The organism is Streptomyces sp. NPDC052040 (assembly GCF_044548405.1).
GTDB lineage: Bacteria > Actinomycetota > Actinomycetes > Streptomycetales > Streptomycetaceae > Streptomyces.
Window position 1 is genome coordinate 157,267 of record NZ_JBIUBV010000011.1, and the last position, 21,665, is coordinate 178,931.

The window sequence follows — 21,665 nt, forward strand, 5'->3', positions numbered from 1 at the left end:
TGCGGTATCCGAGGCTCCGGTTGGTTTGCTCTCCTATGGGCAGACCTCACGCAACCGGGCACGGACAGGGCGGTGACCAGTGGTTCCCATGAAACACGAAGCGGAGCCTGGCAAACAAATGTTGCGGCGAGGGCTCCTCGCGGCAAGGGCCGGGTTGACGGCGCATGACGTGGCGGCGGCCGCGGCCGCGCTCGCCCGCCGGGCGCTGGAACTGCCCGAGCTGGCGGGGGCGGACACGGTCGCGGCGTATGTGTCCGTGGGGACCGAGCCGGGCACCCCGCCGCTGCTGGACGCCCTGCGCGCGCGGGGCGTCCGGGTCCTGCTGCCGGTGCTTCTGCCGGACAACGATCTGGACTGGGGCGTCTACACCGGGCCCGAGGGCCTGGTCCGGGTCCGGCACGGCTCCCGGATGGCCCTCCTGGAGCCCGCGGGCGCCCGGCTGGGCCCGGAGGCCGTCCGGGCGGCAGACGCGGTCCTGCTGCCCGGTCTGGCCGTGGACGCCCGCGGGATGCGCCTCGGCCGCGGCGGGGGCTCCTACGACCGGGTGCTGGCCCGCCTGGAACGCGCGGGCACGGATCCGGCGCTGGTGGTGCTCCTGTACGACGCGGAGGTCCTCGGGCACGTCCCGGACGAGGAGCACGACCGTCCGGTGCACGCGGTGGTGACACCCGCGGGCGTACGCCGCTTCCGCCGCCCGTCCACCGCACAGCCACCGGCGCAGTCACCGTGGTCGCCCGCGTAGCCGCAGCGTCGCCCGTGCGGGCGGCCGGGTCGGCCTGATCGGCCGCGGCTGGCCGCCCGTGCGGGCGCCCTGGTCGGCCTGGTCGGCCGCGCCCGGCCGACCGTACGGTCGCAGCTGGCCGCTCGCGGGGCGCAAGCGGGCGCGCGCCCACGCAGCCGCAGCACTCGTCCGCGCAGCGGCACCGGGCCGCCCGCGGGTCGCAGCAGTCGCCCGCGCAGGCGCGGCTGGCCGCTCATGCGGTCGCCCTGATCGGCCTGATCGGCCCGGCGCGGCCGCGGCTGGCCGCTCGTGCAGGCGCCCTGGTCGGCCCGCGCAGCCGCGCCTGGCCGACCGTACGGTCGCAGCTGGCCGCTCGCGGGGCGCAAGCGGGCGCGCGCCCACGCAGCCGCACCAGTCGTCCGCGCAGCGGCACCGGGCCGCCCGCGGGTCGCAGCAGTCGCCCGCGCAGGCGCGGCTGGCCGGTCGCGCGGGGCGCCGCACAAGGAAACGGCCCTCCACGCGGGCGTGGAGGGCCGTTGTCAGCGGGCAGCCGGGGTCAGGGCTTCAGCTCCAGGGTGTCCGCGGTGTCCTTGTCGACCGCGCCCTTCGAGAACGACCACGGCAGCAGCTCGCCCTTGGCCCACTTGTCCGTCTGATCGGTGTAGTGGGCGCTGAAGGCGTGCCCCGAGGCGCCGGACAGGTTGATCCACTTGGACTTGTCGAGATCGTCCAGGTTGACCACCATCCGCATCGACGGCACCCAGACGGCGCCGTAGCCGCCCGCCGCGTTCCAGCCGGTGGCGTTCACGGTCGCCTCGCCGCCGTCGAGCTTCCAGGGCCCGCGGTTGAGCATGTACTGGATTATCCCGGGGCCGTCGGTGCCCAGGGTCTGGTTCTTCAGGAACAGCCGGTGCAGCCGTCCCCAGCTCCAGGTGTCCAGGTCGTTGCCGAGCTTGGCGGTCAGCTCCCAGCGGGCGTCCTTCATGGCCCGGGCGAACAGCTGGTCACGCGTCGTGGTCGCGGGGTCGGTGCGCGTCCCGGGCGACTGCCACCAGTCGTTCTTGGGGTCGTCCACGATGGAGCGCACCACCTCGAACCAGCGGTCGCCGCCGTCGGGCTGCGCCTGGTCCGCGTCCCGCTCGCCGCACTCGCGCACCTTCTGGTCGGCGTCCGCCGGACCGGTGTTGTCGGCGGGCGAGACCCACAGGCACTGGCCCTTGACCCGCAGCTCCTTGGGCAGCTTGTTGCCGAAGGCCAGCTTGAGGATGTTGCGCCACACGGAGTTGAAGTAGGCGGCCGCCGCGGAGTCGGCGTCCTGGGTGTAGTCCCAGCCCTCCAGCAGCTTCTGCGCCTCGCGGACGTGCTTGTCCGCGACGTCGATCTTGAGCAGCCTGGGCACCAGCAGCCTGGCGATCTCGCTGCTGTTGTCGAGCTGCATCTGCCGCATGTCGTCGGTCGAGATCTTGCCGCCGTTCTTGGTCTTCGACTCGATCAGATCGGCGATGCGCTGGCTGCGGGTGCCGTAGCCCCAGTCCGTGGTGAGCGTGTAGGGGTAGTTCTTGTCGACCACGGCCTGGTTGGCGGTGACGATGTAGCCGCGCTTGGGGTTGTACTCGTAGGGCAGCGCGTCCTTGGGGATGAAGCCCGTCCACCGGTACGCGGCGTCCCAGCCGGGGGCCGGGACCGAGCCGTCGTCGTTGGCGGCGCGGGTGGGGATCTTGCCGGGCAGCTGGTAGCCGATGTTGCCCTTGGTGTCGGCGTAGATCAGGTTCTGCGAGGGCACGTCGAAGTCCCGGGCGGCCGCGCGGAACTCGTCCCAGTTCGACGCCTTGTCCAGCTCGAAGACGGCGTCCATGGAGGTGCCGGGGTCCAGGGCGGTCCAGCGCAGCGCCACCGCGTAGCCGTCGCCGCGGTCGGGCGCCGCGGTGTTCACGGTGGCCTTCTTGCCGACCGTCAGCAGCTCGTCGTCGCGGTCGGACAGCAGCGGACCGTTGTTGGTCTCCCGGACGACGATCTTCTTGTCGGACCCGCCGGCGACCTTGATCGTCTCGGTGCGGCTGGTGAACGGCTTGACCTTGCCGTCGTAGAGGTATCCGTCGCCGGACAGCTTCTCCAGGTAGAGGTCGGTGACGTCGACCCCGGAGTTGGTCATGCCCCAGGCGACGTTCTGGTTGTGGCCGATGACCACGCCCGGCATCCCGGCGAAGGTGTAGCCGGTCACGTCGTACTGGCAGGAGCGGGAGAGCGTGGTGCAGTGCAGCCCCATCTGGTACCAGACCGAGGGCAGCGAGGCCGACAGATGCGGGTCGTTGGCCAGCAGCGGCTTGCCGGTGATGGTGTGGCTGCCGGCGACGACCCAGGAGTTGGAGCCGATGCCGTCGCCGTTCACGCCCACGGCCGCCGGGAGGTCGTCGAGGGACGAGGACATGCCCGCCAGCTGGCTCCCCAGGCTCGAGCCGCCCCGGGACGCGGGAGTGCCGGAGGCGGGGGTCCCGGTCGCCGTGGTGCCCGTGCCCGTAGCCGTGGCGCCCGTGCCCGTGCCCGTCGTGGAGGTCCCGGTGCCGGTCGTCGTGGAGCCGCCCGTCGAGCCGCCGCTCTGCCCGAACGCCTTGGCGACGGCGTTGTACTGGCCCTCCTGGACGATCGGCTTGTTGCGGTCGTAGGGGTACTGCGGGTACAGGTCCGCGATCTGCTTCGGGCCGAGCCTGCTGGTCATCAGCGCCCGGTCGATCTCGTCCTGCATGTTGCCGCGCAGGTCCCAGGCCATGGCCTTGAGCCAGGAGACCGAGTCGACCGGCGTCCACGGCTGGGGCCGGTAGTCGTTGGTGAGGTTCAGCGCCGCGTACTCCAGGGAGAGGTGCTTGGCGTCCTTGCCCTTGAGGTAGGCGTTGACCCCCTTGGAGTACGCCTGGAGGTACTTCTTGGTGGCGGGCGACAGCTTGGTGTCGTACTCCTGCTGCGCCACCCGGTCCCAGCCGAGGGTGCGCAGCAGCTGGTCGTTCTTGACCTGCCCCTTGCCGAACATCTCGGACAGGCGTCCGGACGTCATATGGCGGCGCACGTCCATCTCGTAGAACCGGTCCTGCGCCTGGACGTAGCCCTGCGCCATGAACAGGTCCGCGTCGGAGGAGGCGTAGATCTGCGGGATCCCGTAGCCGTCGCGCTTGACCTGGACCGGGCCCGACAGGCCCGGGAGCGTGAGTGAGCCCGTGGTCTGCGGGAAAGAGGCACGGACGGTGCTGACGGACCAGAACCCGCCGTAGCCGAAGCCTCCCACAAGGGCCACAACCAGCACGATCAAAAGCAGACGGGCTCTGCGCCCCTTCTTCCTGCCGGACTTGCCGGGCTTCTGGCCGGAAGAGGCGGTGGTGTTGGGGGGCATCGCTGTCCTTGCTGTCCTAACACGAGCGGCAGGGCGGGCTGTGCTTTCTACTGAGCGCTGGAGCAACCATAGGCGCAGGGCCCGCGGAGCCCGGACGCGGAGTCGGGAACGCGCCTCGGACCGGAGGTCGATCATGCGCCCCGAAGCGTCAAGAAAGCGTCAAGAGTTAGGTAAGGTAACGAAGTACCTGTCCTGAAGTTTTCCCGGCGGAATCTCTGTCCTCCGCCGGGTCCGAGGCATCCCCGCCGGGGCGCCCGGATCGGTGAGAAGGGAACGGCCGCTGACTGTCCACCACCTCAACCAGCTTCTGCTCGTCTGCTCCCTCGTCCTGCTCGTCGCCGTGGCGGCGGTCCGCATCTCGTCCCGCAGCGGGCTCCCCAGCCTGCTCGTCTACCTGGGCATCGGCATCGCCATGGGGCAGGACGGAGTCGGCGGGATCCACTTCAACAGCGCCGAGCTGACCCAGGTCATCGGCTACGCGGCCCTGGTCGTGATCCTGGCCGAGGGCGGCCTCGGCACGAAGTGGAAGGAGATCAGGCCCGCCCTGCCCGCCGCGAGCGCCCTGGCGCTGCTCGGTGTCGCCATCAGCGTCGGGGTCACGGCCGCGGGCGCGCACTATCTGAGCGGCCTGGAGTGGCGGCAGGCGCTGATCATCGGAGCGGTGGTGTCGTCGACCGACGCGGCGGCGGTCTTCTCGGTCCTGCGCAAGATCCCGCTCCCCTCGCGGGTGACCGGCGTCCTGGAGGCCGAGTCCGGCTTCAACGACGCCCCGGTGGTCATCCTCGTGGTCGCCTTCTCCACCGCCGGGCCGGTGGAGTCCTGGTACCGGCTGCTGCTCGAGATATGCGCCGAGCTGGCCATCGGCGCCGCCATCGGCCTCGCGGTCGGCTGGCTCGGCTCCTGGGGCCTGCGCCATGTGGCGCTGCCCGCCTCCGGTCTCTATCCGATCGCCGTCATGGCCATCGCGGTCATGGCCTACGCGGGCGGGGCGCTCGCCCACGGCAGCGGCTTCCTCGCGGTCTATCTCGCCTCGATGATGCTCGGCAACGCCAAGCTGCCGCACTGGCCCGCGACCCGCGGCTTCGCGGAGGGGCTCGGCTGGATCGCCCAGATCGGCATGTTCGTCCTGCTGGGCCTGCTGGTCACCCCGCACGAACTGGGCGACGACGTGCTGCCCGCCCTGGTCATCGGCCTGGTGCTGACCATGGTGGCGCGCCCGCTGAGCGTGATGCTGAGCCTGCTGCCGTTCCGGGTGCCCTGGCAGGAGCAGACGCTGATGTCGTGGGCCGGGCTGCGCGGCGCGGTCCCCATCATCCTGGCGACGATCCCCATGGTGAACGGTGTCGACGGCAGCCGCCGCATCTTCAACATCGTCTTCGTCCTGGTCGTCGTCTACACCCTGGTCCAGGGCCCGACCCTGCCCTGGCTGGCCCGCGTCCTACGGCTGGGCAAGGGCGCCGAGGCCGCCGACCTCGGCATCGAGTCGGCGCCCCTGGAGCGGCTGCGCGGCCATCTGCTCTCCGTCGCGATCCCGGAGGGCTCCCGGATGCACGGCGTGGAGATCAGCGAGCTGCGGCTGCCGCACGGGGCCGCGGTCACCCTCGTGGTCCGGGAGGGCACCTCCTTCGTGCCGCTGCCCACCACGGTCCTGCGGCGCGGGGACGAACTCCTCGTCGTCGCCACCGACCAGGTCCGCGACGCGGCGGAACGACGCCTGCGCGCCGTCGGCCAGGGCGGCAAGCTGGCCGGCTGGCTGGGACTGGGGAACGGCGGCGGGGGAGCCGGGGCGACCGGGGTGTCGTGAGGGGGCGTGATGGGCGGAGGGGTGCGGGCGAGGTGACTGGGGTGCCTTGAGGGGCGCGCTTGGCCGGGGGGTGCGGGCGGGGCGGACCGGGGTGCCTTGAGGGCGCGCTTGGCCGGGGGTGCGGGCGGGGCGGACCGGGGTGCCTTGAGGGGGGCGCTTGGCCGGGGGTGCGGGCGGGGGTGCGTAGGGCAGGCGGGGCGCGTGCGGGGCGGGCGTTACGGGGGTGTTTCTTCCGGTTCACACCCCGCCGATCACAGGCGGAGCCCCCGGCAGTGCCCCTTTTCACAGGCACACTCCCCCTCCACCTCTGTACAATCAAGGCGACCTTGATCGAACCAACTCTGCCTGACGCAGAGCTGGCGCGACCGTATGGCGGCCGGACCCCGCGAGCAGTAGGCACCGGTATCTACCGCAGTCCGCGCAAGAGGACAGCTCTCGGCGCGCCCTCGCACAGCGAACGGGCCCCCGGAAGGGACCGCGCTACCAGGCGGCAGAAAGGCACGGCCGTGGCATCCACGGTCACCCCGAAGTCGTCCCGTCCGGGCTACGGACAACTGCTGCGCACCCGCGGCGCCTGGACATTCCTGCTCCCCGGCTTCGCGGCGCGTCAGCCCTTCGCGATGCTCACCCTGTCCATCGTGCTGCTGGTCCAGCACACCACCGGCTCCTACGGGGCCGCGGGCGCCGTCGCGGCCGCCACCGGCATCTCCATGGCGCTCTTCGCGCCCTACAGCGGCCGTCTCGCCGACCGCTACGGCCAGCGGACGGTCCTGCTCCCGGGCATCCTCGTACACGTCCTGGCGACCTCGTCCCTCACGGCGCTCGCCCTGGCGCACGCGCCCCTGTGGGCCCTGTTCGTGGCGGCCGTCCCGACCGGCGCCTCGGTGCCTCAGGTCGGCCCCATGGTGCGGGCCCGCTGGGGCGTGAAGCTCCAGGACTCGCCCCTGATGTCCACGGCGGCGGCCTTCGAGTCGGTCACCGACGAGCTGACCTTCGTCCTCGGACCGCTGCTGGCGACCGCCCTGTGCACCACCGTGGCCCCGGCCGCGGGCCTGCTGACCGAGGCGGGCTTGACGCTGGTCGGCGGTGTGCTGTTCGCGGCGCAGAAGGGCACCCAGCCGCCCGTCACCCGGGCGCACGAGCAGGTGGAGCACACCTCCGCGCTGAGCATCCCCGGTGTGCGGGTCCTGATCGTGACCTTCCTGGGCATCGGCTCCGTCTTCGGCGGTATGCAGGTCTCGCTGGCCGCGTTCAGCGAGTCGATCGGCTCCCCCGGGCTGAACGGTGTCCTGTACGGCGTCTTCGCCGCCGGCAACATGCTCTCCGGCATCGTCTGCGGCGCCATCGCCTGGAAGGTCGCCCCGCAGCGCCGCATCCTCGTCGGCTACACCGCCCTGGCGCTGGCCGCCTCCGCCCTGTGGACCGCGCACTCCGTGCTCCTGCTGGCGGCCCTCGGGCTCCTGGTCGGCATGTGCATCGCCCCCTCCCTGATCACCGGCTACACCCTGGTGGAGAGCCTGGTCCCGGCGGGCGCCCGCACCGAGGCCTTCACCTGGATGACGGGAGCGGTCGCCTTCGGCCAGGCCGCCGCGGTCACCGTCGCCGGACAGCTGGAGGACCGCCTGTGGGGCGGCGCCGGATTCCTCGTCCCGATGGCCGGAACGGTCCTGGCTCTGGCGACCCTGCTGACCCTGCGGTCACGGCTTGCCGTCCCGTCCCACGGGCGCACCGTGGCACGTGGCGTCGGTCACCGCTCCGCGGTCACGGTGGACTGATCCCGAGGAATACGTCACTATGGATGGTCGTTAGCACTCATTGAGTGAGAGTGCCAGGAGGAAGACACGTGCCGACCTACCAGTACCAGTGCACCGAGTGCGGCGAGGGCCTCGAGGCGGTGCAGAAGTTCACCGACGACGCACTCACCGAGTGCCCCAACTGCGGTGGCCGCCTGAAGAAGGTGTTCTCCGCGGTCGGCATCGTCTTCAAGGGCTCCGGCTTCTACCGGAACGACAGCCGCGGCTCCTCTTCGAGCAGCAGCCCCGCGTCGTCGTCGAAGCCGTCGGGCTCGTCCTCGTCGGGCTCCTCTTCTTCGGACTCCTCCTCGTCGGGTTCGTCGGGGTCCTCCTCGTCGTCCGGCTCCGGGTCGTCGAAGAGCGCCGCTTCCAGCAGCTCCGCCGCATAGGGCGGCACCCCCGGCCCCGCTGTCGTACGACAGCGGGGCCGTCGGCGTGTTCCGGCCACCCGCGGCCCTGCTCCCCCACTGCGACGGCAGCGGGAATCGCGCCGTCCGGGGGCGGCTACTGTGCTCGCCATGGCGAACGCAGAAATCGGTGTCATCGGCGGCTCGGGCTTCTACTCGTTCCTCGACGACGTGACCGAGATACAGGTCGACACCCCGTACGGGGCACCCAGCGACTCCCTCTTCCTCGGTGAGATCGCCGGCCGGAAGGTCGCCTTCCTCCCCCGCCACGGCCGCGGCCACCATCTCCCGCCGCACCGGATCAACTACCGCGCCAACCTCTGGGCGCTGCGCTCCGTCGGCGTCCGGCAGGTCCTCGGACCGTGCGCCGTGGGCGGGCTGCGCCCCGAGTACGGGCCCGGGACCCTGCTGGTCCCCGACCAGCTGGCGGACCGCACGAAGGCCCGGGCGCAGACGTACTTCGACGGACTGCCGCTGCCCGACGGCTCCGTGCCCAACGTGGTGCATGTCTCGGTCGCCGATCCCTACTGCCCCGCCGGCCGGAAGACCGCGCTGGCGGCGGCGCGCGGACGGGACTGGGAGCCGGTGGACGGCGGCACGCTGGTCGTGGTCGAGGGCCCGCGGTTCTCCACCCGTGCCGAATCGCTGTGGCACCGGGCGCAGGGCTGGTCCGTGGTCGGAATGACCGGCCACCCCGAAGCCGCCCTCGCCCGCGAACTGGAGCTCTGCTACACCTCGTTGACCCTCGTCACGGACCTGGACGCGGGGGCCGAGACCGGTGAGGGCGTCTCGCACGACGAGGTGCTGAAGGTGTTCGCGGCCAATGTGGACCGGCTGCGCGGCGTTCTGTTCGACGCGGTCGCGGGCCTTCCGGCCAACGACGAGCGGGACTGCCTGTGCACGACGGCGCTGGGCGGGATGGACCCGGGATTCGCGATGCCGTGATGCGGTGACGCCGTGATGTGGTGATGGATGCCGCGAGAGCGGGCGGGGCGCGGTGGGGTGCGGGCGGGGCGCGGGCGGGCGGATCACGTCGTTCGGGAGGCGGAACAGCTCGTTCGGGTGGGCGAGTTGTCCACAAACGGCCGGTCGTCCACGGGCTTCGGCGAGCAGCGCCGCAGGGCCTCATCGTGGAGGGCATCCGCTTCCACGACTCAGGTGGTGATCACCATGGCTCGACACGGCCTGCCCTCCGTCGGCACACCCTATTCCGACGTTTCCGCATATCTGCCGTATTCCGATACGGCGGTCCGCTTGCCGCATCCCGATACGGCCGCAGACCTGACGCATCCCGGTACGGCCCCAGACCTGGCGCATCCCGGTACGGCCCCAGACCTGGCGTATCCCGGGTCGGGGGCGCCTCCGACCTGTGCGGTACCGCACTTCGGGCCGTTGCGGGTGCGGGGCGGGCGGCCCCGGCTGTGCCGTCTGCTGCGGCACCGGCGGCGAGCCCTGGCCGTCGGTCTGGCGGTCGCCGCTGCCGCGCTGGTCGCGGCGGGACCGGGGCGTTCCGAGGGGGCACGGGGACATCCGGGCGCCGACGGCCGCCCCGGGGCGACGGCCGGGCCCGCGAGAGAGCCGCGGCCACCCGCCGAGACGGTCCTCGCTCCGGTCCGGATCGCGGATGCCGAGACCGTTCGACTGCTGCGGCCGGGCGCCCGGGTCGATGTCATCGCGGCGGACGGCGGCGGACGTGCCTCGGTGGTCGCCGCCGGGGCCCGGGTGGTCCGGGTGCCCGACGCCGGACCCACGGAGGCCGGGGCGCTGCTCGTGCTCTCCGTGCCGCGTGCCGTGGCCGCGCGGCTGGCCGGTGCGGGCGCCGCCTCCCGCCTGGCGGTGACACTGTGCTGAGCGCCCGGCCCCACGCGTCGACCGGGCTTCGGCATCCCCTTGGAGCGCCCCCGGGGTGGACAGATGTGGGAGGCCCTGACGTAGGTTGCGGAGCTGTTCGTTCCGCACCATGTGCAGTCAAGGAGGGGCTCAGCGGTGAGCGAGAAGAAGGAGCCGGGCGTTCTACAGGGATTCAAGGCGTTCCTGATGCGGGGGAACGTCGTCGATCTGGCAGTCGCGGTGGTCATCGGCGCCGCCTTCACCGGCATTGTGAACTCCGTGGTGAAGGGGGTCATCAGCCCGGTGGTGGGTGCCCTCGGCACCCAGTCCCTGGACGGCTACAGCTCATGCATCCAGGCGCCCTGCACAGGCACCGGCGCGAATGCGACCGGGATTCAGATCATGTGGGGCTCGGTCCTCGGATCGACGCTCAACTTCCTGATCACGGCGGCCGTCGTCTACTTCCTGATGGTTCTGCCCATGGCCAAGTTCCTGGCCCGGCAGGAGGCGCGCCGCAAGGCGAAGGAAAGCACGCAGGAGGTGATGGAGGTGACCGAGCTGGAGGTGCTCAAGGAGATCCGGGACACCCTCATCGCCCAGCGCGGCCCGGGGCGCCGCGAGTCGTAGCGGCCGCGCGGCCGGGCGGACCATGCCGGGCGGGCCGACGGGCTCTGCCGGGCCCGGCCCGGGGCCCTCACAGGTGGTGGGGCGGCTTCTCGTCGAGGAAACGCGCCAGGTCGGCCGCGCTGCCGCCGGTCGAACCCGGCCGCTCGCCCCACCCCTGGTCCGTGTCGTCCGAGGACGGCCGGCTCAGCGGGTCGTCGAAGACCAGGGCGTCCTTGGGGTCGGGCTTGGCATCGCGCGGCGCGCGGTCGGGGGTGGCGCTCATGCCTCCAGCCTACGTCCGAACCGCACCACCCCGGACAGACCCGACACCGGCAGCGGCACCACCGCCAGAGCACCGGCAGCGGCAGCGGCAGCGGCAGCGGCAGCGGGCAACCGCAGCAGCCGTGACTCCCAGCAATGGCTCCCGGCGGCGGATCATGGACGCATGACAGTTGACGCTCTGACAGATGTCGCGGGTCTGCGGGTGGGGCATGCCGCACGGACCGGGGACGGCTGGCTGACCGGCACCACGGTGGTCCTGGCCCCCGAGGGCGGGGCCGTCGCGGCGGTGGAGGTGCGCGGCGGCGGGCCCGGCACCAAGGAGACCGATGCGCTCGACCCGCGCAATCTGGTGCAGAAGGTCGAGGCCGTCGTCCTCACCGGAGGCAGCGCCTACGGGCTGGACGCCGCGTCGGGCGTGATGGCCTGGCTGGAGGAGCGCGGGCGCGGGGTGCGCGTCGGTCCGGACCCGGCCCATGTGGTGCCGGTCGTGCCCGCCGCCTGCATCTTCGACCTGGGGCGCGGCGGCGACTTCCGGGCCCGTCCGGACGCGGCGCTCGGCCGGGCCGCGGTCGAGGCGGCCGCCGCGGGCGAACCGGGCGCACCGGTGGCCCAGGGCTGTGTCGGCGCGGGCACCGGCGCGGCGGTCGGCCCCCTCAAGGGCGGGGTGGGCACGGCGAGCACCGTGCTGGACTCGGGCATCACCGTGGCCGCCCTGGTCGTGTGCAACGCGGCGGGCTCGGTGGTGGAGCCGACCACGGGTGTGCTGTACGGGGAGTTGGCCGAGGGCCGGGTCGAGCTGCCCGCGCGGGAGGTCCACGAGGCGGCGCAACGGCGCCTCGCCGAGGCCGCGGCGAGGTCCGGTCCCCCTCCGCTGAACACGACCCTCGCGGTCGTGGCGACCGACGCCGACCTCAGCAAGGCCCAGGCACAGAAGCTCGCGGGCACGGCGCACGACGGCTTCGCGCGCGCCATCCGGCCCGTGCATCTGCTTCACGACGGGGACACGGTGTTCGCGCTGGCAACCGGTGCCCGCCCGCTCCCCCCGACGGGCCCCCTCGCGCTCAACGAGGTCCTCGCGGCAGGCGCGGACCTGGTGACGCGCGCCATCGTGCGGGCCGTGCGTGCCGCCGTACCCGTCGACGGGCCCGGCGGATCCTGGGTTTCCTACGAGGAGTTGTACGGCGGGTGACAACGGCGGGGCCGGTGATTGTCCCGGTTCTGTCACGCAGTGGTGTTCACCCGGTTGCTGCGGGAACCCTGTGCCGGGACCTCAGCTCTTTCTCCACGTACGGAAGCGGATCACGCCACCACCACGAAGACCTGGAGAAGCCCGTGACAAGGCCGGACATGCGAGCGCGGCGCGTACTGGGGGCCAGTGCCGCCCTGATGGTCGGCGCCCTGACCCTCACCGCCTGCGGTGGCAGCGCCAGCGCCGAGGGCGACAAGGGCAAGGACGCGAAGGACGCCAAGACGTCCACGGCGTCGATCGCCATCAGCGCCAAGGACGGTTCCACCGACGCGTCGATCAACGCGACCGGGGTGAAGGTCAGCGAGGGCAAACTGACCCAGGTCAAGATGACGGTGGCGGGGTCGGGCACCGCCGTGCCGGGGGCGATCTCCGCGGACGGGACGTCCTGGAAGCCCAAGGAGCAGCTGGACCGCGGCACGAAGTACGAGATCTCGGCGACCGCCAAGGACGCGAACAACCGGGTCGCGGCCGCCAACTCCATCTTCACCACGGTCTCGTCGGCGAAGAGCTTCATCGGCACGTACACGCCTGACAACGGCGCCACGGTCGGCGTGGGCATGCCGGTGTCCTTCACCTTCGACCGGGCCATCACCGACAAGAAGGCCGTCCAGTCGCACATCTCGGTGACCTCCAGCAGCGGGCAGCAGGTCGTGGGGCACTGGTTCGACTCCCAGCGGCTGGACTTCCGGCCGGAGGACTACTGGAAGGCCGGCTCCAAGGTCACGATGAAGATAGACCTGGACAAGGTCGAGGGTGCGCCCGGTATATACGGCGTGCAGAAGAAGACCGTGAACTTCACCGTCGGCCGCTCCCAGGTCTCCACGGTGGACGTCCGGACGCAGACCATGACGGTGGTGCGGGACGGACAGACAGTGAAGTCGATCCCGGTCTCCACCGGCAGCCCGCAGCACACCACGTACAACGGGCAGATGGTGATCTCCGAGAAGTTCGTCCAGACCCGGATGAACAGCCAGACGGTCGGCATGGGCGGTGAGTACGACATCCCGGACGTCCCGCACGCGATGCGGCTGACCGGCTCGGGCACCTTCATCCACGGAAACTACTGGTACAACAAGGGCAATCCGCCCTTCGGCCGCGCGGGCACCAGCCATGGCTGCATCGGGCTGGCGGATGTGCAGAGCGCGCAGGGCGACACGTCCGCCAAGTGGTTCTTCGACAACTCGCTCGTCGGGGACCTCGTGATCGTCAAGAACTCCCCGGACACCAAGGTCGGCCCGGACAACGGCCTCAACGGATGGAACATGGCGTGGGGCGCCTGGACCGCCGGAAGTGCCGTCTGACCAGGACGCCCTGACAGAAACTCGGGCCGCGCGGGAACCATCCGCGCGGCCCCGGCGTTTTCCCACCGTACGTTTTCTCGGTTCCCGGACATGATGTCCGACCGAGGGGCTACGGTATGCACCCACAAGGTGACATGCAGCAGCGCCGGGAGAAGCCTTGAGCGTTCCGTACGAGACGGCTGCGCACGAGCCAGCCGAGTCGCCCGAGTCTCCGGAGGAGCACCTCGCGCGACTTCTGGGCCGCGCCCTGAACTCATTCGAACTGCCCGACGAGACGATAGGGATGCTCGACTGCGCGCTGGCCCATGACAGTTCGCTCCACTCGGCGCACCACAGCGCGGGCCTGCACCGGGAGACGTACCGGCACACCTGGCTGCTGGCGGACGGCTCGGCCGTCACCCTGTGGGAGCTGGTCCACAACACCGGACCCGGCGGCCATCTGGAACATGAGGTGTATGTGGACGAGGAAGAGCTGCGCACCGCCACGGCCCGGCTTCCGCTGACGCCGGACGCCCCCGAATTCGAGCTGCCCGTGCCGGTGCTGCTGTCCTCCGTCCCGGAGCCCCGGCACGCGTACCGCCCCGACGCCTCCGCGGACCATGCCCGCCGACTGCTGCGCCGGGCCGAGAACGCGGACCGTCCGGACGCGGACATCGAGTCGTTACTGCTGGCTTCGGCGTTCGCGCACGAGATCACGCAGTCCTTCGGACGCCCGGGCCGCCTCACCCGGCCGGGGCTGAGCTTCTCGCTCTACGAGCACGCGTTTCTGCTGCGCGACGGACGTGAGCTGTCCCTGTGGGAGGTCGAGCACACGGCGACACCCGACGGACGGCACATGTGCGAGGTGTACACGACGGAGGAAGCGGCCCGCGAGGCGATGGAGCGCCGCGCGGCAGCGCCGGGGCGGCCCCGGGCCGACACCTGCCACGAAGGCTAGGAACGCCCGTCCCTGAACTGCCGCATCAGAAAGGCGAAGGCGTCCTGTTCCGCGGGGGTGAGTTCGACACTCTCCTGCTCCGGCCCCCTCCGCTGCTGACGCGGCAGGCCCCCGAGCAGCTCACGCCGCCGCCGGAGCGCGTCCTCGGAACGCACCCAGCGCCGGGTCGCCGCCTCGTACCGGCGACGACGACGCAGCGCGAGCCCCGCACACCCGGCCCAGACGACAACCACCAGAACAACGGCGGGCGCGCCCAGAAGCTGGAGGGTCGACATATGCACAGGCATGGACCCCAGTAGACACCACGATCCACCCTTTCACCCCGAACCGTGACACATCTCGCAGGAACGGCCAGCACGCAGAAGAGGCGGCAAACAGGAGCAGCAGCCCTCGTAATGGGGCGAAGTGTGATCGAGCGGACGTGACTCACGCGCACGGCAACGCCCGGCGGACGCGTGTTGGCGCGGTCTGCCGGGCGTGCTGGGGTGCTGGGGTGCTTCTGGGTCAGGAGACGAGTACCCGCTCCTCCGGGGTCTCGGCTCCGGCGGGGGACTCCGCCTCGGCGCCCTCGACATGCTGTGCCGGGCGCTTCGGCAGGGCGAACATCAGCAGGAAGATCACCGCGAGTACCGCCGCGACCCATCCCAGCGCGTGCTGGAAGGCATGAACGAAGGCCGGACCCACCGCGGCCGGAGCGAGCCGGTCGTCGATCTCGCCGAAGAAGACCACCGACACCAGTCCGAGGCCCAGCGCGTTGCCCATCTGCTGCACCGTGTTGATCAGACCCGACGCCGAACCGGAGTGCTCGCGCGGCACCTCGGAGAGGACCGCGTCCGTCAGCGGCGCGACGATCAGACCCATGCCCACACCCATGATCACCAGCGGCAGCGCCATCTGCCAGGAGGCGATGGAGGTGCCGTAGCGGTGAGCCTCGGCGATATAGACGAGCACTCCCGCCGTCATCAGCAGCGCGCCCGCCTGGAGCACCTTGCGGCCGAAACGCGGGACCAGCTTCTGCACCGACATCCCGGCCGCGACCGACACCGCGATCGAGAACGGCACCCCGGTCAGCCCCGCCCGCAGGGCACTCCACCCGAGCCCCACCTGCATGTACAGCGTCCATACCAGGAAGAAGACGCCGAGGCCGATCCCGAACACCGTCTGCACCGCGATGCCCGCGGCGAAACTCTTCACCCGGAACAGGGACAGTTCCACGAGCGGGGAGCCGTCACGGGCGGCCTTGCGCCGCTCGTACGCCACCAGCGCCGCGAAGACGACCGGCGCGCCCGCCATCGAGAGGTACCCCCACAGCGGCCAGCCCAGTTCCCGGCCGCGCGTGAGCGGATAGAGCAGCATCAGCAGACCGAGGGTGACCAGGGCCACCCCGACGAGATCGAGACGCAGGGCCCGTGGGGCCTTGGACTCCGTGATGAAGCGACGGCCGAGCAGAAACGCCACGACGCCGACCGGCAGGTTGATCAGGAAGATGGGGCGCCACTCGAGCCCGAACAGATTCCACTCGGTGAGCAGCGCGCCGAGCAGCGGCCCCGAGACGGCTCCCAGCCCGACGACCGCGCCGAACAGACCGAAGACCTTGCCCCGCTCGTGCGCCGGGAAGGTGGCGTGCACGATCGACAGCACCTGCGGGACCATCATCGCGGCCATCGCGCCCTGGAGGATCCGCGAGGCGACGAGCATCTCCGGGTTGGCGGCGAAACCGCACAGCGCCGACGCGAGCGTGAAGCCGCCGACGCCGATCAGGAAGAGGCGCTTGCGGCCATGGATGTCACCGAGGCGCCCACCCGTGATGAGTCCCGCGGCGAAGGCGAGGGCATAGCCCGCGGTGATCCACTGGATCTGGCCGAAGGAGGCGCCCTCGTCGCGCTGGATGGACGGGATCGCGATATTGACGATCGTGACGTCGACCAGGTCCATGAAGGCCGCGGTCATCACGATCGCGAGCGCGAACCAGCGGCGCCGGTCGCCCGCCCCGGCCGCCGCGCGTCCGGCCGCCCCGCCGCCTGCCGGACGATCCACCGCCCCGCCGCCGGTCGCATCGGGCACGTCGGCCGCCTCGGTACTGAGTGAAGTGCTGTCGGTGGAGGTCATGCCCCGACGGTAGGAGGCCAATAGGTCAGACCATGTCCTAGTACTCAGGCATCCTCGAAGGTATGACGACCGACACCCCGGCCCGGCTCCTCCAGCTGCTGTCCCTGCTGGGAACGCCCCGCGAGTGGCCCGGCAGCGAGCTGGCCGAGCGGCTCGGGGTCTCCCGGCGCACCGTCCGGCGGGACATCGACCGGCTGCGCGAGCTGGGCTACCCCGTGCAGGCCAGCAAGGGAGCCGACGGCGGCTACCGGCTGGTCGCGGGCAAGGCCATGCCGCCGCTCGTCCTCGACGACGAGGAGGCCGTGGCGATCGCCGTGGGGCTGCGCGCGGGCGCCGGGCACGCGGTCGAGGGGGTGGAGGAGGCGTCCGTACGGGCCCTGGCCAAGCTGGAACAGGTGCTCCCGGGTCGGCTGCGCCACCGTGTCGCCACCCTCCAGGCCGCCACCACCGCCCTGACCAGCGGCGACGGGGCCCGGATCGCACCCGAGACACTGACCGTGATCGCCTCCGCGATCGCGGGCCGGGAGCGGCTGCGGTTCGCGTACCGGTCCAGGGACGGCATGGAGTCACGCCGCCTGACCGAGCCGTACCGGCTGGTGTCGACGGGACGCCGCTGGTATCTGGTGGCCTACGACCTCGAACGCGACGACTGGCGCACCTTCCGCGTCGACCGGGTCGCCGCGCCCTTCGCGACGGGAGAGCGCTTCGCGCCGCGCGAGCTGCCCGCACAGAACGCGGCGGAGTATCTGCGGCGCTCGATGCACCGGCGGCAGGAGACCTACGAGTTCGAGGTCACCTTCGCCTCGCCCGCGGAGGTGGTGGCGGCCCGCCTGCCCGGCTGGTTCGGCGCGCCCGAACCCCTCGACGACCGCAGCTGCCGGCTGCGCGGCACGGCAAGCGACTCGGTGGAGTGGCTGGCGGTGCGGCTGGCCCTGGTGGACTGCCCGTTCACCGTCCATGGACCACCCGAACTCATCGCCCGCACCCGGCAGTTGGGGGAACGCCTGAGCCGCGCGGCGGACGCCGGGCCTCCCCCGCCCGGCTGATCCCTCAGCCGCTCCCCCACGCGAACTCGCCCAGTGCCTCCAGATTGCGTACGGCCAGTGCGGCGGGCCCGTCGGGGCCGTCGGCGGGCCGGTCGCCCGCGGCCCAGGTCTGCACGGCCACCCGGACCGCCGCCCCGGCGATGGCGGCCGCGAACCGGAGGGCGGGTGTGACGGCCGCGGACGCCCCGTCATCTCCCGGTGACCGTGCGGCGAGTGCCTGTGCCAGTTCCCGTTCCGCGGTCTGGCAGATCTCCGCCCAGACCTTGGTCAGGGCCGGGTTGCCGTCGATGAGGCGCAGCAGGGTGCGGACCCATTCCAGGGAGGCCTCGGACACCCCGCCGCCCGGGGTCAGGGTGTGGGCCGTCGCATGGCGCAGGGCCTCGGCGACGGGCAGCCCGGCGGGGGCTTCGCGGACCGCCCGCACCCAGCGGTGGGCGCCCTCGGAGAACAGCGGGACGAGGGCCTCCTCCTTGGTCGCGAAGTAGCGGTAGAAGGTGCGCGGGGCGACCCCGGCGGCGCGGGCGATGTCCTCGGCCCGGGTGGCACGCAGTCCGTTGGCCATGAAAAGGCTCGCGGCGGCCCGCGCGATCTCCATCCGGGTCGCCGCCTTGCGCCGCTCGACCAGCGACTCACCGCGATCATCCACCCGCCCATCACGCCCCACGGGCTCTACGGGCCCCACGGCCCCTACGGGCTCCACGGGCCCGCCGCGCGAAGGGGGAGTTTCGCCGGGGGAAGCGGCCCCGGTTTCTTGCGTCGTACGGCGGGACGTTGCCCCGTTCGTACGGTTGGTACGGGTCACGACGGCAGGTTATGCCGCTGTGGCACAATCTGCCATCCGGGCCGCCCCGGGGTTCAGGTCCGGGGCGACCCGGTCGGCCACCCCTGTCATGAACAGGTAAAAGCCGGGCCCCGACGCCAAGGGGGGAGTGGCGTCGGAGCCCGGCTCCGGAAGAGTCCCGCCGCCGGGGGGAGTGCGTCGGGACTCGGCTCTGGGGCGCGGGTGCGGGGGTCGGCCCGGCCGCGCGAAGTGGACCCGGAAGTCTTGTGCCCCGGACCCGGCGGGTTGAAGCGATGCAACAGCGCCAAGTCGTGCGCCCCGGCGCGGCGGCGGAGCCGGACTACCACCCGGCCCCTGGCCGCCGTTACGCCACCGCCCTTGAACCCGGTCGTCACGCCGTCGCCATCGAACCCGGTCGTCACGCCATCGCGTGGACCCCGGTCGTCACGCCATCGCGTGGACCCCGGTCGTCACGCCGCCGCGTCGAACCCGGTATCCCGGGCCAGCTTCTTCAGCTCCAGCAGGGCGTGCTTCTCGATCTGGCGGATGCGCTCCCGCGTCAGGCCGTGCTCCTTGCCGACCTCGGTCAGGGTGCGCTCCCGGCCGTCCTCGATGCCGTACCGCATCTTGATGATCGACGCCGTGCGCTGGTCGAGCCGGCCGATGAGGTCGTCCAGCTCCTCGCTGCGCAGCAGCGTCATGACCGACTGCTCCGGCGACACCGCGGAGGTGTCCTCCAGCAGGTCACCGAACTGGGTCTCGCCCTCGTCGTCCACCGACATGTTCAGCGAGACCGGGTCGCGGGCCCAGTCCAGGACGTCGCTGACGCGCGCTTCCGTCGAGTCCAGCTCGGCCGCGATCTCGGCGGGCTCGGGGTCCCGGCCGTGCTCGCGGTTGAACTCGCGCTGCACACGGCGGATCCGGCCCAGCTCCTCGACCAGGTGCACGGGCAGCCGGATCGTGCGGGACTGGTCGGCGATCGAACGGGTGATGGCCTGGCGGATCCACCAGGTCGCGTAGGTCGAGAACTTGAAGCCCTTGCGGTAGTCGAACTTCTCGACCGCGCGGACCAGGCCGGCGTTGCCCTCCTGGATCAGGTCGAGCAGCGGCAGGCCACTGCGCGGATAGCGACGCGCGACGGCCACAACAAGCCGCAGGTTGGAGCGTATGAAGATGTCCTTGGCCCGCTCGCTGTCGGCGACCAGGGCCTCCAACTCCTCACGGGTGGCCTCCGCCTTGGCCTCCTCCTCACCGTCGAGGATCTGCCTCGCGAACACACCTGCCTCGATGGTCTGCGACAGCTCGACCTCCTTCGCGGCGTCGAGCAGAGGTGTACGCGCGATCTCGTCGAGATACATGCCGACCAGGTCGCGATCGGCGATCTCGCCGCCATGGGCGCGAACACTGCGTGCCGCGTCGACGGTCTCGCCCTCGGCGGCCTTACGACGGGCGACGGCACGGGTTGCCATGCGTGCTCCCTTGCGATGGTGGGCTGACGGATGGTCCTGTTGGCGCTTGGAACACCCTTCCGGGTGCCCTGCATCCGAAGGAAACAACGATTGCAATCCGGACAGAATTCCCAACCTGCCCCTCGTTTTTTCTGATCATGCAGTACCCTGTGCCGCATTTATGACGGCCGGATGGCGGCAGCGCCCACGGAGGCGCAGGTCAGACCGGGCGTGGCCGACGGTCTCAGGACCCTCACACACCTCCACAGCCACCACACGTGTGAGACGCCCCTCACATCCAGTGCCGAGATCTTCACGCCAATGGAGTCCGGCAAGGCCAAGGGAGCCCGGGGAAGTGGGACATCCTCGGCCGTTCCCCCCGCCCTGAAGACGGACCACACCGGCCGATGGTTGCCACGGCCGGACGATCACTGGGCGCCGGGGCGATTCAGCCGAACTGCACCGACCGCTTGGCCAGCCCCATCCAGAAGCCGTCGATCACCGACCGCTGCGTGTCCAGTTCCCCCAGGGCGTCCGCCGCGCCCAGCGTCACAAAGAGCGGGGCGAAGTGCTCCGTACGGGGATGGGCAAGGCGGCCGGCCGGTGCGGCACGGGTGAAGTCGAGGAGCGCGTCGACGTCACCGGCCCCCAGTGCCCGCTGCCCCCAGTCGTCGAACTCCGCCGACCAGCCGGGCACCCCTCCCCCGGCGTGGCGCAGCGCGGCCAGATTGTGGGTGAAGAAGCCGGAGCCGATGATCAGTACACCCTCGTCGCGCAGCGGGGCCAGCCTGCGGCCGATCTCGAAGAGCCGCGCCGGGTCGAGGGTGGGCAGGGAGATCTGGAGCACCGGGACATCGGCCTCGGGGAACATCTCGACCAGCGGCACATACGCGCCGTGGTCCAGGCCGCGGTCCGGGAAGTCCTGGACGGGGACACCGGGGGCGCGCACCAGTTTCCTTACGGCGTCCGCCAGCCAGGGGGCGCCCGGGGCGGCGTAGGTCACCCGGTAGTAGTGCTCCGGGAAGCCCCAGAAGTCGTAGACCAGCGGCAGCGTCTCCACCGCGCCGAGCGCGAGCGGCGCCTCCTCCCAGTGCGCGGAGACCATCAGGATCGCCCGGGGCCGGGGCAGCCCGGCGGACCAGGCGGCGAGCTGGCCGGGCCAGAGGGCGTCGTCGGCCAGCGGAGGCGCGCCATGGCTGAGATAGAGGGCGGGCATGCGCCCGGAGGTGTTGGACGCGGTGCGCTCCTCGACGGCGGACATGGCGATTCCCTTCCTTATTTACTTGAAACCTCAAGCTTAGGTGAGGGTAACAGGCGCTTTGTTTAAGTTTCAAGAAGGGGCCTCGTAGAGTGGAGCACATGAAGACGGCACCCGCTGAGGACACCCGCTGGCTCACCGACGAAGAGCAGCGCACCTGGCGTGCGTACATGCACGCCGTCACCCTTCTCGAGGACCACCTGGACCGCCAGTTGCAGCGCGACGCGGGCATGCCGCACGTGTACTACGGACTGCTCGTCCAGCTCGCCGAGGCACCGCGCAGGCGGATGCGGATGACCGAACTGGCGATCGGGGCGAAGATCACCCGGTCCCGGCTCTCGCACGCCGTCGCCCGGCTGGAGAAGAATGGCTGGGTGCGCCGCGAGGAATGCCCCTCCGACAAGCGGGGACAGGTCGCGGTCCTCACGACGGAGGGCTTCGAGGTACTGGCCCGCACGGCGCCCGGACATGTGACGGCGGTGCGCCAGGCCCTGTTCGACCGGCTCAGCCCCGAACAGCAGAAGTCCCTCGGCGAGATCATGTCGGTCATCGCGGAGGGGCTCCAGCCCAAGGAGGCGGGCGCGGATCTGCCCTGGCTCCGCTAGCGGGCAGCTCCGGGGCCGCCCATACAACAAGGCCACAACAGCCAAAGCAGGCCACAGCAGTCCACAACAAGGCCGCCCCGGCCCCGCCGAGGTGGCGGGACCGGGG

At 71.5% G+C, this 21,665-nt stretch carries 19 protein-coding genes; 12 read left to right on the forward strand and 7 right to left on the reverse strand.

Going from position 1 to position 21,665, the window contains the following annotated elements; genetic code table 11:
- The first annotated feature begins 118 nt into the window (after nt 1-118).
- Nucleotides 119-742 carry a 5-formyltetrahydrofolate cyclo-ligase gene (locus ACIHAA_RS22245; protein WP_399819746.1) on the forward strand — a complete coding sequence of 208 codons (624 nt, stop codon included), beginning with the start codon at nt 119-121 and terminating at the stop codon, nt 740-742.
- 535 nt (nt 743-1,277) lie between these two features.
- Here ACIHAA_RS22245 and ACIHAA_RS22250 read toward each other — a convergent pair.
- Nucleotides 1,278-4,103 (reverse strand): penicillin acylase family protein, encoded by a 2,826-nt coding sequence (locus ACIHAA_RS22250; RefSeq protein ID WP_399819748.1) that lies wholly within the window; start codon nt 4,101-4,103, stop codon nt 1,278-1,280.
- Nucleotides 4,104-4,365: 262 nt separating this feature from the next.
- Here ACIHAA_RS22250 and ACIHAA_RS22255 point away from each other — a divergent pair, with 262 nt between their 5' ends.
- The 6 genes from ACIHAA_RS22255 to mscL all read left to right on the forward strand — a co-directional run bounded on the left by ACIHAA_RS22255 (nt 4,366) and on the right by mscL (nt 10,564).
- A complete protein-coding gene (locus ACIHAA_RS22255) occupies nt 4,366-5,907 on the forward strand; it encodes a potassium/proton antiporter (RefSeq protein WP_399819750.1) in 1,542 nt (513 codons plus the stop codon).
- A 506-nt stretch (nt 5,908-6,413) separates the two neighbouring features.
- Nucleotides 6,414-7,682 carry an MFS transporter gene (locus ACIHAA_RS22260; protein ID WP_399819752.1) on the forward strand — a complete coding sequence of 423 codons (1,269 nt, stop codon included), beginning with the start codon at nt 6,414-6,416 and terminating at the stop codon, nt 7,680-7,682.
- 68 nt (nt 7,683-7,750) lie between these two features.
- A complete protein-coding gene (locus tag ACIHAA_RS22265) occupies nt 7,751-8,089 on the forward strand; it encodes an FmdB family zinc ribbon protein (RefSeq protein WP_399819754.1) in 339 nt (112 codons plus the stop codon).
- Nucleotides 8,090-8,218: 129 nt separating this feature from the next.
- Entirely contained in the window at nt 8,219-9,052 is an 834-nt protein-coding gene (locus ACIHAA_RS22270) for an S-methyl-5'-thioadenosine phosphorylase (protein ID WP_399819756.1), read from the forward strand.
- A gap of 363 nt (nt 9,053-9,415) precedes the next feature.
- Entirely contained in the window at nt 9,416-9,958 is a 543-nt protein-coding gene (locus tag ACIHAA_RS22275) for a hypothetical protein (RefSeq protein WP_399819869.1), read from the forward strand.
- A gap of 135 nt (nt 9,959-10,093) precedes the next feature.
- Nucleotides 10,094-10,564, forward strand: a complete 471-nt coding sequence (gene mscL / locus ACIHAA_RS22280) for a large conductance mechanosensitive channel protein MscL (protein WP_399819758.1) — start codon at nt 10,094-10,096, stop codon at nt 10,562-10,564.
- A 67-nt stretch (nt 10,565-10,631) separates the two neighbouring features.
- Here the strand turns inward: mscL and ACIHAA_RS22285 are convergent, their stop codons facing one another.
- Nucleotides 10,632-10,826 carry a hypothetical protein gene (locus ACIHAA_RS22285; RefSeq protein WP_399819760.1) on the reverse strand — a complete coding sequence of 65 codons (195 nt, stop codon included), beginning with the start codon at nt 10,824-10,826 and terminating at the stop codon, nt 10,632-10,634.
- 162 nt (nt 10,827-10,988) lie between these two features.
- Between ACIHAA_RS22285 and ACIHAA_RS22290 the strand changes: the two genes are divergently transcribed.
- The 3 genes from ACIHAA_RS22290 to ACIHAA_RS22300 all read left to right on the forward strand — a co-directional run bounded on the left by ACIHAA_RS22290 (nt 10,989) and on the right by ACIHAA_RS22300 (nt 14,312).
- Nucleotides 10,989-12,014: a P1 family peptidase gene (locus tag ACIHAA_RS22290; RefSeq protein ID WP_399819762.1), complete on the forward strand. Its 1,026-nt coding sequence runs from the start codon at nt 10,989-10,991 to the stop codon at nt 12,012-12,014.
- A gap of 158 nt (nt 12,015-12,172) precedes the next feature.
- Entirely contained in the window at nt 12,173-13,375 is a 1,203-nt protein-coding gene (locus ACIHAA_RS22295; protein WP_399819764.1) for an Ig-like domain-containing protein, read from the forward strand.
- A 157-nt stretch (nt 13,376-13,532) separates the two neighbouring features.
- Nucleotides 13,533-14,312 (forward strand): DUF6227 family protein, encoded by a 780-nt coding sequence (locus tag ACIHAA_RS22300; protein WP_399819766.1) that lies wholly within the window; start codon nt 13,533-13,535, stop codon nt 14,310-14,312.
- Here the strand turns inward: ACIHAA_RS22300 and ACIHAA_RS22305 are convergent.
- A complete protein-coding gene (locus ACIHAA_RS22305) occupies nt 14,309-14,599 on the reverse strand; it encodes a hypothetical protein (protein WP_399819768.1) in 291 nt (96 codons plus the stop codon). The genes ACIHAA_RS22300 and ACIHAA_RS22305 overlap by 4 nt on opposite strands.
- A 217-nt stretch (nt 14,600-14,816) precedes the next feature.
- On the reverse strand, nt 14,817-16,421 hold the full coding sequence (locus ACIHAA_RS22310; RefSeq protein ID WP_399819770.1) for an MFS transporter: 1,605 nt from the start codon (nt 16,419-16,421) through the stop codon (nt 14,817-14,819).
- A 62-nt stretch (nt 16,422-16,483) separates the two neighbouring features.
- Here ACIHAA_RS22310 and ACIHAA_RS22315 point away from each other — a divergent pair, with 62 nt between their 5' ends.
- Nucleotides 16,484-17,467: a helix-turn-helix transcriptional regulator gene (locus tag ACIHAA_RS22315; protein WP_399819772.1), complete on the forward strand. Its 984-nt coding sequence runs from the start codon at nt 16,484-16,486 to the stop codon at nt 17,465-17,467.
- A gap of 4 nt (nt 17,468-17,471) precedes the next feature.
- On the opposite strand, the gene ACIHAA_RS22320 is transcribed toward ACIHAA_RS22315, so the two are convergent.
- From ACIHAA_RS22320 to ACIHAA_RS22330, 3 genes are all read right to left on the reverse strand, one after another.
- A complete protein-coding gene (locus tag ACIHAA_RS22320) occupies nt 17,472-18,062 on the reverse strand; it encodes a TetR family transcriptional regulator (RefSeq protein WP_399819871.1) in 591 nt (196 codons plus the stop codon).
- Between the two features lie 656 nt (nt 18,063-18,718).
- Nucleotides 18,719-19,717 carry an RNA polymerase sigma factor RpoD/SigA gene (locus tag ACIHAA_RS22325; RefSeq protein ID WP_399819774.1) on the reverse strand — a complete coding sequence of 333 codons (999 nt, stop codon included), beginning with the start codon at nt 19,715-19,717 and terminating at the stop codon, nt 18,719-18,721.
- Between the two features lie 427 nt (nt 19,718-20,144).
- Nucleotides 20,145-20,912: a dioxygenase gene (locus ACIHAA_RS22330; RefSeq protein WP_399819873.1), complete on the reverse strand. Its 768-nt coding sequence runs from the start codon at nt 20,910-20,912 to the stop codon at nt 20,145-20,147.
- 143 nt (nt 20,913-21,055) lie between these two features.
- Here ACIHAA_RS22330 and ACIHAA_RS22335 point away from each other — a divergent pair, with 143 nt between their 5' ends.
- A complete protein-coding gene (locus tag ACIHAA_RS22335; protein ID WP_399819776.1) occupies nt 21,056-21,559 on the forward strand; it encodes a MarR family winged helix-turn-helix transcriptional regulator in 504 nt (167 codons plus the stop codon).
- Nucleotides 21,560-21,665 lie beyond the last annotated feature (106 nt).

Coding starts and splice junctions, on each gene's coding strand:
- ACIHAA_RS22305 (WP_399819768.1), bottom strand. CDS start 14,599: ATGCCTGTGCATATGTCGACCCTCCAGCTTCTGGGCGCGCCCGCCGTT.
- ACIHAA_RS22325 (WP_399819774.1), bottom strand. CDS start 19,717: ATGGCAACCCGTGCCGTCGCCCGTCGTAAGGCCGCCGAGGGCGAGACC.
- ACIHAA_RS22295 (WP_399819764.1), top strand. CDS start 12,173: ATGCGAGCGCGGCGCGTACTGGGGGCCAGTGCCGCCCTGATGGTCGGC.
- ACIHAA_RS22335 (WP_399819776.1), top strand. CDS start 21,056: ATGAAGACGGCACCCGCTGAGGACACCCGCTGGCTCACCGACGAAGAG.
- ACIHAA_RS22315 (WP_399819772.1), top strand. CDS start 16,484: ATGACGACCGACACCCCGGCCCGGCTCCTCCAGCTGCTGTCCCTGCTG.
- ACIHAA_RS22330 (WP_399819873.1), bottom strand. CDS start 20,912: ATGCCCGCCCTCTATCTCAGCCATGGCGCGCCTCCGCTGGCCGACGAC.
- ACIHAA_RS22270 (WP_399819756.1), top strand. CDS start 8,219: ATGGCGAACGCAGAAATCGGTGTCATCGGCGGCTCGGGCTTCTACTCG.
- ACIHAA_RS22250 (WP_399819748.1), bottom strand. CDS start 4,103: ATGCCCCCCAACACCACCGCCTCTTCCGGCCAGAAGCCCGGCAAGTCC.
- ACIHAA_RS22285 (WP_399819760.1), bottom strand. CDS start 10,826: ATGAGCGCCACCCCCGACCGCGCGCCGCGCGATGCCAAGCCCGACCCC.
- ACIHAA_RS22290 (WP_399819762.1), top strand. CDS start 10,989: ATGACAGTTGACGCTCTGACAGATGTCGCGGGTCTGCGGGTGGGGCAT.
- ACIHAA_RS22310 (WP_399819770.1), bottom strand. CDS start 16,421: ATGACCTCCACCGACAGCACTTCACTCAGTACCGAGGCGGCCGACGTG.
- ACIHAA_RS22320 (WP_399819871.1), bottom strand. CDS start 18,062: ATGGAGATCGCGCGGGCCGCCGCGAGCCTTTTCATGGCCAACGGACTG.
- ACIHAA_RS22245 (WP_399819746.1), top strand. CDS start 119: ATGTTGCGGCGAGGGCTCCTCGCGGCAAGGGCCGGGTTGACGGCGCAT.